Annotated in this window: 13 protein-coding genes; 6 read left to right on the forward strand and 7 right to left on the reverse strand. The window is 72.7% G+C overall.

The annotated features are described in order from the left end of the window. Window positions 1-95: 95 nt before the first annotated feature. Window positions 96-914, reverse strand: a complete 819-nt coding sequence (locus FCN18_RS36680; protein ID WP_112276569.1) for a DsbA family protein — start codon at window positions 912-914, stop codon at window positions 96-98. Between the two features lie 71 nt (window positions 915-985). Here FCN18_RS36680 and hrpB point away from each other — a divergent pair, with 71 nt between their 5' ends. Further along, complete coding sequence (gene hrpB / locus FCN18_RS36685) at window positions 986-3,418, forward strand: ATP-dependent helicase HrpB (RefSeq protein ID WP_137097314.1); 2,433 nt, start codon at window positions 986-988, stop codon at window positions 3,416-3,418. Window positions 3,419-3,476: 58 nt separating this feature from the next. Here hrpB and FCN18_RS36690 read toward each other — a convergent pair whose 3' ends face one another. Then, a complete protein-coding gene (locus FCN18_RS36690; RefSeq protein ID WP_137097315.1) occupies window positions 3,477-4,244 on the reverse strand; it encodes a hypothetical protein in 768 nt (255 codons plus the stop codon). Continuing rightward, window positions 4,241-5,035 (reverse strand): ion transporter, encoded by a 795-nt coding sequence (locus FCN18_RS36695; protein WP_137097316.1) that lies wholly within the window; start codon window positions 5,033-5,035, stop codon window positions 4,241-4,243. The genes FCN18_RS36690 and FCN18_RS36695 overlap by 4 nt, the downstream gene beginning before the upstream one ends. A gap of 111 nt (window positions 5,036-5,146) precedes the next feature. Between FCN18_RS36695 and FCN18_RS36700 the strand changes: the two genes are divergently transcribed. Next, window positions 5,147-6,076, forward strand: a complete 930-nt coding sequence (locus FCN18_RS36700; RefSeq protein WP_137097317.1) for an ABC transporter ATP-binding protein — start codon at window positions 5,147-5,149, stop codon at window positions 6,074-6,076. A gap of 2 nt (window positions 6,077-6,078) precedes the next feature. Beyond that, entirely contained in the window at window positions 6,079-6,819 is a 741-nt protein-coding gene (locus FCN18_RS36705; RefSeq protein ID WP_112276579.1) for an ABC transporter permease subunit, read from the forward strand. Here the strand turns inward: FCN18_RS36705 and FCN18_RS36710 are convergent. Next, window positions 6,816-7,373, reverse strand: coding sequence for a TetR/AcrR family transcriptional regulator (locus FCN18_RS36710; RefSeq protein ID WP_137097318.1), 558 nt, complete (start codon window positions 7,371-7,373; stop codon window positions 6,816-6,818). The two genes, FCN18_RS36705 and FCN18_RS36710, sit on opposite strands and share 4 nt — an antisense overlap. Window positions 7,374-7,404: 31 nt before the next feature. Here FCN18_RS36710 and FCN18_RS36715 point away from each other — a divergent pair, with 31 nt between their 5' ends. Continuing rightward, window positions 7,405-8,565, forward strand: coding sequence for an FAD-dependent monooxygenase (locus FCN18_RS36715; RefSeq protein ID WP_137097319.1), 1,161 nt, complete (start codon window positions 7,405-7,407; stop codon window positions 8,563-8,565). On the opposite strand, the gene FCN18_RS36720 is transcribed toward FCN18_RS36715, so the two are convergent. From FCN18_RS36720 to FCN18_RS36730, 3 genes are read right to left on the reverse strand one after another with little or no spacing between them, the layout of a single operon-like run. Beyond that, a complete protein-coding gene (locus tag FCN18_RS36720) occupies window positions 8,537-9,187 on the reverse strand; it encodes a response regulator transcription factor (protein WP_113644937.1) in 651 nt (216 codons plus the stop codon). The two genes, FCN18_RS36715 and FCN18_RS36720, sit on opposite strands and share 29 nt — an antisense overlap. After that, window positions 9,184-10,728, reverse strand: a complete 1,545-nt coding sequence (locus FCN18_RS36725) for a sensor histidine kinase (RefSeq protein ID WP_137097320.1) — start codon at window positions 10,726-10,728, stop codon at window positions 9,184-9,186. Before FCN18_RS36725 ends, FCN18_RS36720 begins: the two co-directional genes overlap by 4 nt. A gap of 46 nt (window positions 10,729-10,774) precedes the next feature. Beyond that, window positions 10,775-11,488, reverse strand: a complete 714-nt coding sequence (locus FCN18_RS36730) for a dienelactone hydrolase family protein (RefSeq protein WP_112276589.1) — start codon at window positions 11,486-11,488, stop codon at window positions 10,775-10,777. Between the two features lie 30 nt (window positions 11,489-11,518). Between FCN18_RS36730 and FCN18_RS36735 the strand changes: the two genes are divergently transcribed. Both FCN18_RS36735 and FCN18_RS36740 read left to right on the forward strand, forming a co-directional pair. Then, on the forward strand, window positions 11,519-11,734 hold the full coding sequence (locus tag FCN18_RS36735; protein ID WP_112276590.1) for a hypothetical protein: 216 nt from the start codon (window positions 11,519-11,521) through the stop codon (window positions 11,732-11,734). Further along, complete coding sequence (locus FCN18_RS36740; RefSeq protein WP_137097321.1) at window positions 11,731-12,534, forward strand: hypothetical protein; 804 nt, start codon at window positions 11,731-11,733, stop codon at window positions 12,532-12,534. Before FCN18_RS36735 ends, FCN18_RS36740 begins: the two co-directional genes overlap by 4 nt. Window positions 12,535-12,704: the final 170 nt, after the last annotated feature.

Genomic DNA, 12,704 nt, shown 5'->3' on the forward strand with positions numbered 1-12,704 from the left:
TACCCGGGAGTGCGACGCCGGGGGCACGCGAACGGTTCCCGCGAGCACTCCGGGCTCAGATTAGAACACCGACAGTGCACGAGAAGGGGAAACGGCTAACTCTGCGCGTTCGAGAGGAGCTTGTTCAGCCACTGCTGGTCGGTGAAGTCGACGATCTTGCCGTTGTGGGTGACGGTCGGGGTGCCGAAACCGCGGTTGCCATTGCCGAAGTCCTGGTGCAGCGAGGAGTCGTTGCTGATGCGCTCCATCTCGGCGGTGAGCTGGCTGTCGAACTTCCCGCTGTTGACGCCCTGGGCGAACGCGGGGTCGGTGATGCCGAGGTCGCGGCCGAGCTGGATCAGCTGTTCCTTGCTGTAACCGCGCTTGCCCTCCTCGGGCTGGTTGGCGAACAGGCTGTCGTGGAACGCGGTGAACTTGCCAGCGTCGGCGGCGAGCAGCGAGGCGTTGGCGGCGTCGAGCGAGTACCCCGGCGGGTCGGATGCCTCCACCAGCATGGGCACCATGTGCGTGCGCAGGCGCAGCTGGCCCTGTGCCACCTTCTGCTGGATCTCCTGGCCGTACGCCTCCTCGAACTGGCGGCACACCGGGCACAGGAAGTCGGCGTAGACGTCGATCGTCACGGGGGCGTCCGGGTTGCCCGTCACGACCACGAGGCCGTCGCGCCGCTCGGGGTACTCCGAGGCCTGCGCCTGCGTGGTGGGGATCGTCTGGCCCTCGGTGGCGTTCTGCGAGCTGTTGGTCCAGATGAGACCGCCGATCACCACGGCAGCCACCACCACGATCGCGCCGACGATGATGCCGACGCGCTTCGGGTCGGTGCCCTTCCTGGCCTTCGCCACCGCCTGTTTCCCGGCCGACTGCTGCTGTAGCTGCTGTTGCCGGCGCTTGCGCGCGGTCCGCTCCGCTCCGCCCACTGGGGTCCTTCCTCGTGCTTTCTACGACCTAGGCTAGTGACCGCGTCTGAGAAGGCTGTGAGGAGGCAAGCTTGCCGGTCGCGAGGCTCGTCACAGCGGAGCTGCCCGCCCTGCCGGTGCGCGAGGTGCTCGGCGATCTGGACGCCGCGCTCGGCCGGCACGGCAGCGCCGTGCTCGTCGCACCGCCGGGCACCGGGAAGACCACGCTCGTGCCGCTCGCGCTCGCGGACGCCGCCGAGGGCAGGGTCGTGGTAGCCGAGCCGCGGCGACTTGCCGCCCGCGCGGCCGCGAGCCGCATGGCCGCGCTGCTCGGAGAGCCGGTCGGCGGGACAGTGGGCTACGCGGTGCGCGGCGACCGGCGCACGTCGAACCGCACGCGGATCGAGGTCGTCACCACGGGCCTGCTGGTGCGCAGGCTCCAGCACGACCCGGAGCTGCCGGGCGTCTCGACGGTACTGCTCGACGAGTGCCACGAAAGGCACCTCGACGCGGACCTGCTGCTGGCGCTTCTGCTCGACGTGCGGGAAGGGCTGCGCGAGGACCTGCGGCTGCTCGCGACCTCGGCGACCGTGGCCGCCGACCGGCTCGCCGCGCTGCTCGGGGACGCTCCGGTCGTCACGGCGCACGCCACCAGCCACCCGGTCGACATCGCCTACCACCCGCCGTCACGGGGTGAGCGCATCGAGGCGTGCTTCGCCCGCGCCGTGCGCACGGCACTGTCCGAAACGGAGGGTGACGTGCTCGGGTTCCTGCCGGGTGCGGCGGAGATCGCGAGGGTTTCGGCCCTGCTGGATGTGCCCGGCGTGGACGTCCTCCCTCTGCACGGCAGGTTGTCGGCCGTCCGGCAGGACGCCGCGCTCACCGAGGGGCCGCGCAGGCGGGTGGTGCTGGCGACGGCGGTGGCCGAGTCGAGCCTCACCGTGCCCGGGGTGCGGGCGGTGGTCGACTCCGGGCTGGCTCGCGTGCCGAGGGTCGACCACCGCCGCGGCCTGCCCGGCCTGGCGACGGTGCGGGTGTCGGCGGCCGTGGCGGACCAGCGAGCGGGCCGGGCGGGACGGCTCGGCCCCGGAACCGTCTACCGCTGCTGGCCCGCCCACGAGCACGCGAGCCTGCCCGCGTATCCCGAGCCCGAGATCCGCACGGCCGAGCTGTCCCGCCTCGCGCTGGAACTCGCGCGCTGGTCTACACCGGACGGCAGCGGGCTCAGCTGGTGGGACCCGCCGCCGGAGGGCGCGCTGGCGGCGGGGAGTCGGCTGCTGCACACGCTCGGCGCCGTGGCCGAGGACGGGACGGTCACCGAGCGCGGCACCCGCATGGCCGCGCTCGGCCTGCACCCCCGGCTCGCCCGCGCGCTGCTCGACGGCGCGGCCGAGGTCGGCGCCCGCTCGGCGGCCGAGGTCGTCGCGCTGCTGGACGAGGGAGCCCGGCTGACCGACGTGGAGGCCGAGCTGCGCAGCCGCGCGGGAGAGCCGAACGGGCGCCTGCGCAAGGAGGTTCGGAGGCTCGCCGGGCTGGTCGAGGGCGGGAGGGAGGCGCCGGACCCGGCCGCCGTCGTGGCGCTGGCCCACCCCGAGCGGCTCGCGCGCCGCCGAGGTGAGGGCTCGAACGTGTACCTGATGGCCGGAGGGACGGCGGCCGAGCTGCCGCCGGGCAGCGGCCTCGGCGAGTCCGAGTGGCTCGCGGTGGCCGAGGCGACCCGCGAGCCCGGCCGCGCGCACGGCGTGATCCGCCTGGCCGCGAGGGCCGACGAGGCGCTGGCCACACGCATCGCGGCGAACCTGGTGACCGAGTCGGAGGAGATCACCTTCGCGGGAGGCGAGCTCGTGGCCCGGTCGGTGCGCAGGCTCGGCGCGATCACGCTCGCCGAACGCCCGTTGCCAGAGCCGGACCCGGCACGGGTGCGTGAAGCCGTGCGCGAGGGACTTCGCCGGGAGGGCCTTGGCCTGCTGTCGTGGCCCGCCGAGGCCGTTCGGCTGCGGCAGCGGCTGGCGTTCCTCCACGAGCACGTGGGCGCGCCGTGGCCGGACACCGGGGACGAGGCGCTGCTGTCGAGGTCGGGTGACTGGCTGGAGCCGGAACTGTCCGCGGTGCGCACGGGCGCGGACCTCGCCCGTATCGACACGGCGGCCGCCTTGCGCAGGCTACTGCCGTGGCCGGAGGCGAGCCGCTTGGACGAGCTGGCGCCCGACCGCATCGAGGTCCCGACGGGCTCCCGCATCCGGGTTGACTACGCGAGCGGGGAACCGGTGCTCGCCGTGAAGCTGCAGGAGACGTTCGGCTGGCTCGCCACCCCGCGCGTCGCGGGCGGGAGGGTGCCCGTGGTGCTGCATCTGCTCTCCCCGGCGGGCCGCCCCGCCGCCGTGACGGCCGACCTGGAGTCGTTCTGGCGCAACGGTTACCCGGGCGTGCGGGCGGAGCTGCGGGGCCGTTACCCGAAGCACCCGTGGCCGGAGGACCCGTTCACCGCGGAACCCGCCCGTGGCGCCAAGCGGCGTGCCAGATGAGCCCGGCGAACCGCGGTGAAGGTGGCCTTCACTGCGGCGGCGCCCTGACGCGGGGGCGCTAGGTGAGGCCCTCGGCGCGGAGGTTCGGCGCCTGCTCGGCGAGCATGTCGAGCTGGGCGCGGACCCGGACGAAGTCGGAATCGTCGCGAAGGCCCAGTGCGATCGCCGCGGCCCGTTCGGTGGTCTCGGCGAAGGAGGTTTCCGCGGCACGCAGTAGTTCGGCGACTTTGAGCGACATCGCACTCGGCTCACCGGTGTCCCCGGGCTGCAGGCTTTCCCCGAGCCTCGCGAGCCGCAGCGCCTCCGACAGCTCGCCGTCGAGGGTCTCGCCGATGTCGGCGAACCAGCTTCGCGCCGCGCCTTCGGGGAGCGTGCCGACCACGGCGTGGAACGCGGTGACCGACCGCGCGCACGTCTCGAACGAGCGCGCCCAGCGGCCTTCCGGACGGAGACCCTCCCTGGCGAAACGCGCAGTCCGTGCTTCGGCATCGCGTGCGGCGCGCCGCTCCGCCTCGGTCGGGGTCCGCAGCCACGACCGGGCCGCGTACTGCGCCGCGAGGCCGATGAGTCCCAAGCCGACGGCCCCGATGGGCACGAACACGACGATCCCGCCCACCACGTTCGCGGCCACGGAGTTGTCCATGGCCTCCTCGCCCGGATTCGCCGCGTAGAGCACCACGACGCCGAGCATCACCAGCGCGCCGGCGAAGGCGAACAGCAGTGCGCCCGCCCGCGCGAGTGCATGCGTCACCGGGCCACCGCGCAAGGCCATCCGCGCGTGCCAGTCGGCGGCCCCGGGTGGCCGCTGGTTCTCCCGCTTGTTCATGTGTACAGCGACCGTTCCGGACGAACGGGCAGTTTGGCAGCCAGCTCCTCGTCGTCCTCCTCGTGGAGGCCGAGCTGCACGGCCTCGCGGATCTGCTCGCGGTTCTCCCTGACCACCTCGGCGAAGAACCGGTCGATGCGCTCGTCGGTGAGCACGTCCAGGATCACGCGGATCGAGGTGTCCACAACGGACTTGACGATCTCGTCGTGGAACGGCAGCCTCGAGAGCCGACCGGCCTGCGGGTCGTTCTTGAGCTTCTCGGTGACGATCTCCCGCAGCATCTCCTTGTGGCTAGCGAGCGAACGGGCGAGGTTCTCCGGGTAGTTGCCGGTCTCGAGCACCTTCACCACCTCGTCGAGCACCGCGATGGTGACTGGCTTCTTGATCGCCAGCACGATCGGCCGCGAGAAGCGCTCGACGAGCCGCTGGGTGAACTGCTCGCCGAACGCGCGGTCGGCGGTACGCGCGAGCCGCACGACCACCACCACGATCCGCAGCAGCCGGAAGCCACGCAGCGCGGGGTGGGCGATCGGGATCATGCCGAGCACCTCGTACCAGCGGCGGAGCGGGAACCACTTCTCCCAGCCCTCCGCCCGCCACCGCCACAGGAACTCGATCAGGAACACGCCGCAGATCGACGTGTCGATGATGAAGACGGTGCGGGCGGTCCGCGCCGAGTGCTCGAAGAACATGATGTAGCAGAGCAGGACCACGGAGAAGATCGCGAGCGCGAGCATCACGAAGTCCACGATGGTCACGTCTCGCCCGCGCCGTGGCATACCGCTCGTCATGGGCCGCATTGTGCCCGACGAAAGTCGGCTCCTGCCTGTTGCGATCGGGCAGTGTGTCGGCGCTCCTCCCGCCCCTAGCTTCGTGACCTGCACGAGTCCACGGAGGAGAACATGATCACGCTGCGTTCGCTCACGAAGCGCTACGGGGCCAAAACAGTGGTGGACGACCTCACGTTCGACGTCGAGCCGGGGACGGTCACCGGTTTTCTCGGCCCGAACGGCGCGGGCAAGTCCACGACCATGCGCATGGTGCTGGGCCTGGACCATCCGACGTCGGGGCTGGCACTGGTCGGCGGACGGCCCTACGCCGAACTGCCGCACCCGCTGCGGCAGGTCGGCGCGCTGCTGGACGCGAAGGCCCTGCATCCCGGCCGCACCGCGGAGAAGAACCTGCTGGCCATGGCCCGCAGCAACGACATCCCCGACCGGCGGGTCGGCGAACTGCTGGAGCAGGTCGGGCTCACCGAGGCAGCCCGCAAGCGCACGGGCGCGTTCTCGCTGGGCATGTCGCAGCGGCTGGGCATCGCGGGCGCGCTGCTGGGCGATCCGAAGGTGCTGATGTTCGACGAGCCGGTGAACGGGCTCGACCCCGACGGCGTGCTGTGGGTGCGTGGCCTCATGCGCTCGCTGGCCGCCGAGGGCAGGACCGTGCTCGTGTCGAGCCACCTGATGAGCGAGATGCAGCTGACCGCCGACCGGCTCGTGGTGATCGGCAAGGGCAGGCTGCTGGCCGACGCGCCGATCGAGGAGTTCATCGCGAACAACAGTGTGTCCGCCGTGCACGTCCGGCTGCCGGACGCCGGGGACCGGAGGGTGCTGGCCGAACGGCTGCGCCGCGACGGCGCCGAGGTGGAGCTGCCCTCGGACGGCGAGCTGGTGGTCCGGGACATGCCGGTGGAGCGGGTCGGCGACGCGGCACACGCGCTGGGCGTGCGGCTGCACGGGCTGTCGCCGCGCACGGCGTCGCTGGAGCAGGCGTATCTGGAGTTGACGGCGAGCGCCGTGGAGTACGGCGTCTCCGAGCGGGCACTGGGGGTCTGACGATGGCGGCGACACACGCGGAGTGGACGAAGCTGTGGTCGGTGCGCTCGACGTGGTGGTGTCTCGGCAGCGCGGTCGTGCTGATGGCCGGCCAGGCCGGGCTCACGGCGATCTCGGAGTCGACGGACCTCCCGGCGAGCCGGATCGCGGTCGACGGCGTGTTCTACCTGGTGCAGTTCGTGGTGCTGGCACTCGCCGCGCTCTTCGTGGCCGGTGAGTACGCGACGGGCAGCATCCGCTCGACGCTGCAGTGGGTGCCGGTGCGCAGGCGGGTGCTCGTGGCGAAGTGCGCGGTGCTCGCGCCCACGTTGTTCGTACTCGGCGTGGTGCTGGCGGCGCTGGCGATCGCGGTGAGCGTGCCGCTGCTGAACGACCGGGTGCCGGACACGTCGATCGGCGAGGCCGTGCGAACGGCGCTGGCGGCGGGCGCCTACTGCGCGCTGCTGGGCATGTTCACGGTCGGCGTGTCGGTGGCGCTGCGCAGCGTCGCCGGTGCGCTGACGGTGACCTTCCTGCTGCTGCTGGTGGCGCCACTCCTGCTCGGCGGCATGGGGCTGGTCGCGGCGCTCGACTACCTGCCGGGCATCGCCGGGGTCAACGTCATGCTCGGAGAGGGCGAGCCGAGTCCCCTGTCGGGGAATCCGGTGCCGTACAACGAGTTCGCCGGCATCGGCGTGCTGGCCGGGTGGGTGGTCGCGGCGCTCGCGGCTGGCGACGCGGTGCTACGGCGGCGCGACGCCTAACGTCCCCCCAGAACCGTGCACAACAGACTGCGCGCGCCGGCGGCGAGTTCCTCTCTCGAGGGCTCGCCGCCGGCGCCCGCGAGCGCGTCGAAGGCGATTCCCTCACACCAGCCGACGAGCGTGCGCACATGTGCCTCCGGCTCAACGGCGCCCAGTTTCGTGAGCACCGTGGCCGCGTGCTCGCGCAGCTGCCTACCGCCCCGGTCGTAGGCGGCGCGCAGCTCGGGCCGCCTGGTGGCCTCCAGTGCGAGCTCGTAGCGGGCGAGGGTGCGCGTGCGGCCGTCGGTGACGGAGTGGTGCAGGAACGCCGCGATCGCCTCGGCCGCGTCGTCCGGCCCCTCGACCGGCCGCGCGAGGTGGCCGTCGTCCAGCTCGACCATCCGCGCGATCGCCAGCTCCAGCAGGGCGAGGCGGGTGCGTGCGTAGTACGACGTCGAGCCCGGGGGCAGCTCCGCCTCCCGGTCCACCCCGCGGTGGGTGAGCCCGCGCAGTCCCTCGCGCGCGATCAGCCCGATCGCGGCGTCGCCGATGCGCGCGAGCCTCGGTGAGTCCATGCCCTCACTCTACAGCTGTAGAGTGGGCGTCATGGACACCGCGATCGTCATCGGCGGCGGCATCGGCGGGCTCAGCGCGGCCATCGGCCTGCGATTGGCTGGGCTGCGGGTCACCGTCGTCGAGCGCGCGCCCGAGTTCACCGGGATCGGCGCCGGGATCACGCTGTGGCCCAACGCCGTGCACGCACTGGGCGCGCTTGGCCTCGGCGACCGCCTCGCTCCCCTGCTCGCGCCGCAGCGGTCCGGCGGCGTGCACGACGCGAAGGGCAGGCCGATCATCCGCTTCGACGGCGCGGCGTTCGAGCGCCGGTTCGGCTCACCGCTCGTGGGCATCCGCCGCGCCGACCTGATCGCGCTTCTGCGCGACGCCCTGCCGCCCGGGGCGCTGCGTCCCGGCACCGAGGTCGAGACGGTGAGCCGCGAGGGAAGGGTGACCTTTCGCGACGGCACCAGCGAGCACGCGGACCTCGTCGTCGGGGCGGACGGCATCCACAGCCGCGTGCGCGCGGCGCTGTGGCCCGCCCACTCCGGAACCGTCCACGGCGGGTTCACGGCCTTCCGCGCACTCACCCACGACCGCCCCGACGTGGGCCTCGGCATCTGCTGGGGGCCGGGGACCGAGTTCGGCACGATCCCGCTCGCTGGCGGCGCGCGGTACTGGTTCGCGTCGTTCGTCGCCGGGGAGGGCACCCACCACACCGACCCGAAAGGCTACGTCCTGAGTCGGCTCGCCGGGTGGCCTGCCGTGGTGCGCTCGCTGGTCGCCGACACCGATCCCGACGCCGTCCTGCACCACGATCTGCGGGTGCAGCGGCGACGGCTGCCGACCTACGCCGCAGGCCGCGTCGCGCTGCTCGGCGACGCCGCGCACGCCATGAAACCGTTCCTCGGCCAGGGCGGCTGTCAGGCGATCGAGGACGCCGCCGTGCTCGCGGCGTGCGTCGCCGGGAACGCCGACGTCGGGTCCGCGCTCACCGCCTACGACGCCGCCCGCGGGCCCCGCACGCGGGCGATAGTGCGGGCCTCCGCGCTGGCGGGACGATTCGGCAACGGGCTGCGCAGCCCGCTGCTCGGCGCGCTGCGCAACGGAGTTCTGCGCCGGATGCCCGCGGCGTTCGCATTGCGGCAGAACGAGTTCGCAGCGGGCTGGCGGCCGCCCGCGATCACACCAGGCCTGCCTCGTAAGCCGTGATCGCCGCCTGCACGCGGTTGCGTGCCCCGAGCCGGCTCAGGATGGTGCTGACATAGGCCTTGACCGTGCCCTCCACCACGTGCAGGCGCTTAGCTATGTCCGCATTGGACAAACCGGAACCGACGAGCGCGAGCACCTCCCGCTCACGCTCGGTGAGCCCGGCCACCCGTTCCTTCGCCTGCGCGCTCCTCGACAGCTGCGGCCCCCCGGAAAGCTGGGTCAGCACCCGCTTGGCGACCTTCGGCGACAGGTACGCAGCGCCCTCGGCAACCGCCCGCACGCCCGCGATCAGCTCGCGTGGGTCGCCCGACTTGAGCAGGAACCCGCTCGCGCCGTCGCCGAGCGCCGTGCCGATGTAGGCGTCCTCACCGAACGTCGTCAGCATCACCACCGCCGTGTCCGGCCGCACCGAACGGATCTCCCGCGCCGCGGCGAGCCCGTCCAGGCGCGGCATGCGGATGTCGAGCAGCGCCACGTCGGGCCGGGTGAGCCGCACCTGCTCCACGGCCTCGTGCCCGTCGGCGGCCTCGGCCACCACCTCGATGCCGCCGTCGGCCGCGAGGATCGCCGCCACCCCGGCCCGCACCATCGCCTCGTCGTCGGCCAGCAGCACCCTGATCAATTGTCGTCCCCCTCCACCCGCGAGATCCGTTCCTTCGACACCAGCCGCGCGTTCGCGAAGCACAGCTGGTAGGCATCCCCGCTCCAGCCGAGCAGCCCGGCGTCGGTGCCGTAGTACTCGCACACCACCCCCGGCGGCTCGGGGCCCTCCGGCGCCTCCAGCCGCTCCTGCGACGGCAGCACCAGCTCGATGTCGGCCCGCAGCTGGCCGACCTGGAGCCGCTCGTAGTCGTCGGCGTCCAGCTCGGAGGCGAAGACGTTGTAGACGTAGTAGACAGTGCTCACCGCGAACAGCACGAACACCACGGCCGCGGGGATCAGCAGCGCGTTGAGCAGCGTGCGCCGCACCTGACGGCGGGCATGTGCGAGCTGGCGAGCCGACTCCGACCCGTCCCCGGCCGGTTCCTCCTCCGCGGGCGAGGCGTGGTGCGGCAGGCGGGCCGCCACCACGAACCCGCCGTCCTCGGGCTCAGCCCGCAACGTGCCGCCGAGCAGCCGGACCCGCTCGCGCAGCCCGGCGAGCCCGTACTGCCCGGAGGCAGCGGACTCCGGCTCGCCCCCGGCAGGTCCGTTGTGGACGGTCACGAGCGTCTCCAAGTGCCCACGCTGAACCTCGACCGTCACGGCCGCGCCAGGCGAGTGCTTCGCGGCGTTGGTGAGCGACTCCTGCACCACCCGGTACACGGCACGCTCCACCATGGGCGGGGCCGCGCCGTCGTCCACGAGCGCCTCCACCACCAGCCCGGAGGCTCGGCTGCGCTCCACCAGGTCGGTGACCGACCCACCGGCGGGCTCCACGGGCGGCGCGTCCTCCCTCAGCACGCCGATGATCTCGCGCAGCCGCTCGGTCGCGGCCGCAGCGCTCTCCCGCAGCTCACCTGCGGCGGCGCGGTGCCGTTCGCCGAGTTCGGGAGCCAGCTCCAGCGCACCGGCCCGCAACGCGATGAGACTCAGCTCGTGGCCGAGCGAGTCGTGCATGTCGCTGGCGATCCGCGCTCGCTCCCGAAGGCGCGCCTGCTCTGCGGTGCTGCGCTGCTGTGCCTCCAGCTGCCCGGCCCGCTCCCAGCCGGAGTGCAGCAGGTCCTCGCGCAGTCGCACGTACCGGCCGAGGTGCCAGGGCACGAACGCGGCGAAGAGCACCGTCAACGGCAGGGTCGGCCAGCTCTCGATGCCCTCCGGGGCCAGTAACGACACCGGCACGCCGCCCACGGTGATGCCAGCGAGCACGAGCAGCGCGGGCCGCACCCGCACCATGCGCCTGCCCGCGAAGTAGCCGGCTGCGAGCATCAGGAACACGGGCCAGACCGGGAACCGGCCGAGGTAGTTGAACAGCACGGCGTAGCTCGACAGAGCCGCGACGGTGAACGAGACGAGCGGCATCCGCCTGGCCGTCGCCATCGCCACCGTCGCCGTGACCAGGCCCGCGACCAGCTCCCACGGCGTCTCGTTGTGGCGGGCCTCGTACCCGCACACCACGCACACGAACGCCCAGACGGCGATGTCGAGCAGTACCGCCGCCCGGCGCCGCCACCTCTCGTTCACAGTCCGGACGCTACCGACGGCTCCCCGCGGGCGGCACTGCCGAAAGTCAAGCGGTGGTGGCCTTCACGAACTCGAGCACCTGCGGCCACGACAGGGCGTACGCGGTGGCGTTGACCTCGTTGCCGTGCCTGCTGCGGTCGGAGAAACCGTGCTCGGCCCGCGGGTACACGTGCACGATGCTCGGCCCGGTCTCGCGGGACTGCAGCGCGGTCTGCAACCGGTGGAAGCTCTCGTGCGGCACGATCGCGTCGGCGCCCGGGTAGAGCATCATCGCCGGGGCGCCGATGCGGGCCGTGTGCTCGACGGCGTCGACGGTGTGGTTGGGAGCGGGTGTGCCGGGCACCGTCGGGTGGTAGGCGACGACGTTCGCGAGCCGCTCGTCACGCGCTCCGAGGATCAGCGCGAACCGCCCGCCGAGGCACCAGCCGATCACGCCGGCCCTGGTGACCCCCAGCTCGCCGAAAAGGTGGTCGAGGAGCCTGCGCATCTCGTCGAGGCACGTCTCGTCGTCGAGCTGCCCCATCAGCTCCGCGAGCCGCTCCCTCGGCGTGTCGTCCAAGCTCGGCCCGTGCCATGGGTCCCAGCTCAGCGCGGTGACGCCCGCCCTCGCGAGGTCGTCGGCGAACTCGCGGACCTGTTCCCCGATCCCGGTGATCATCGGCAGCAGGAGCATGCCGCCCGTGCTACCGCCATCCGGGCGGGAGAGGTAGGCGCCGAGGTCGCCGACCTTGATCGTGGAAGTCTCGATCTTGAGTGCCATGACCCGCACCGTAAGGCATCATGGCCGACTATGGCCCGCTCGCAGCGCACGCTCGCCGAGCAGCTCGGCACGCCACTTCCGCCCGGCATCGATGCGCTCGCCGAGGAGCACAAGGAGGTACTCGGCGAGGCGTTGCGGCAGGCCAGGCGCAAGCAGGCCGCGGCGTTGTCGGCGGCGGCCGAGGAGTCGCTCTCGCACGTGCCGTTCCTGCTCAGGGGCGCCGTTCGCAAGGCGGCTGGGCTGTGAGTGACGCACTCGACCGGCTCGAGGCCCGCGCCGAGGTCCTCAAGCTGGCGCGCGTGCTCGGCGCCGACCCCGAGCGCTTCGGCTTCCTGCGCAACGTGCCCACCGCCGACATCAGGAAGCTGCGCGAGCAGGTCACCGACACCCTCTTCGACGCCAACCTCGGCGCGCTGCGCCGCATGGCCGCCGCCAGCAGGCTCCTGCCCGCGGCGGTGCTCGCCGGTATCGCCGAGAAGGCATTCGGACCGCTGCTCGCCGCCCGGATGGCCGGGCTCGTCGACGCGGGCCGGGGCGTGGAGATCGCAGGCCGCCTCTCCCCCGCGTTCCTCGCCGACGTCGCCGCGGAGCTGGACCCCCGGCGCGCCGCGCACATAGTCGCCAGGCTGCCGACCGGCACGGTCACGGCCGTCAGCGGCGAGCTGCGGCGGCGCGAGGACTGGATCACCCTCGGCCGGTTCGTGGGACAGGTCCCCGACGAGGTCGCCGCGGTGGGCCTGTCCGTGCTCGACGACCTGGCGGTGCTGCGGGTCGCGTTCCTGCTCGACGACAAGGGCAAGGCCGGCTTCCTCCTCGGCACGCTGCCGGAGAGCCGTTACCGCGGGCTCGTGCTGGCGGCCCACGAGCACGACCTGTGGTACGCCCTGTTCGACCTGCTCGCACGCCTCGATTCCCAGCAGCACGAGCGGCTGGCGCCGACGGCGGCCGAGTTGGCCCCAGACGTCCGGGCGACGGCCGCCGAGCAGGCCCGCGAACTGGGCCTGCTGGACGCCCTGGGCCCCCTCCGCGACGCCTTCCTCAGCTGACCCCGAAGCGGACCCCGGACTGCGGTGAAGGCCACCTTGCCTGCGCCCACCCGTCTCCCGCCACCACCCAAACGGAGGCGCTGCGCGCCGCTGTGTTCGATCAACGCAGTGAAGGATGCTCCTATAGAGGTCAAGTGGTGAGGTTGGCGAGGTCGGCTTGGATGGCGTGG

Source organism: Prauserella endophytica (assembly GCF_005146945.1).
Lineage (GTDB): Bacteria > Actinomycetota > Actinomycetes > Mycobacteriales > Pseudonocardiaceae > Prauserella_A > Prauserella_A endophytica.

Bases quoted from the DNA above. Each gene is read 5' to 3' on its own strand.
- FCN18_RS36690 (WP_137097315.1), bottom strand. From the start codon at position 4,244: ATGAACAAGCGGGAGAACCAGCGGCCACCCGGGGCCGCCGACTGGCAC.
- FCN18_RS36695 (WP_137097316.1), bottom strand. From the start codon at position 5,035: ATGACGAGCGGTATGCCACGGCGCGGGCGAGACGTGACCATCGTGGAC.
- FCN18_RS36700 (WP_137097317.1), top strand. From the start codon at position 5,147: ATGATCACGCTGCGTTCGCTCACGAAGCGCTACGGGGCCAAAACAGTG.
- FCN18_RS36715 (WP_137097319.1), top strand. From the start codon at position 7,405: ATGGACACCGCGATCGTCATCGGCGGCGGCATCGGCGGGCTCAGCGCG.
- FCN18_RS36705 (WP_112276579.1), top strand. From the start codon at position 6,079: ATGGCGGCGACACACGCGGAGTGGACGAAGCTGTGGTCGGTGCGCTCG.
- FCN18_RS36735 (WP_112276590.1), top strand. From the start codon at position 11,519: ATGGCCCGCTCGCAGCGCACGCTCGCCGAGCAGCTCGGCACGCCACTT.
- FCN18_RS36730 (WP_112276589.1), bottom strand. From the start codon at position 11,488: ATGGCACTCAAGATCGAGACTTCCACGATCAAGGTCGGCGACCTCGGC.
- FCN18_RS36710 (WP_137097318.1), bottom strand. From the start codon at position 7,373: ATGGACTCACCGAGGCTCGCGCGCATCGGCGACGCCGCGATCGGGCTG.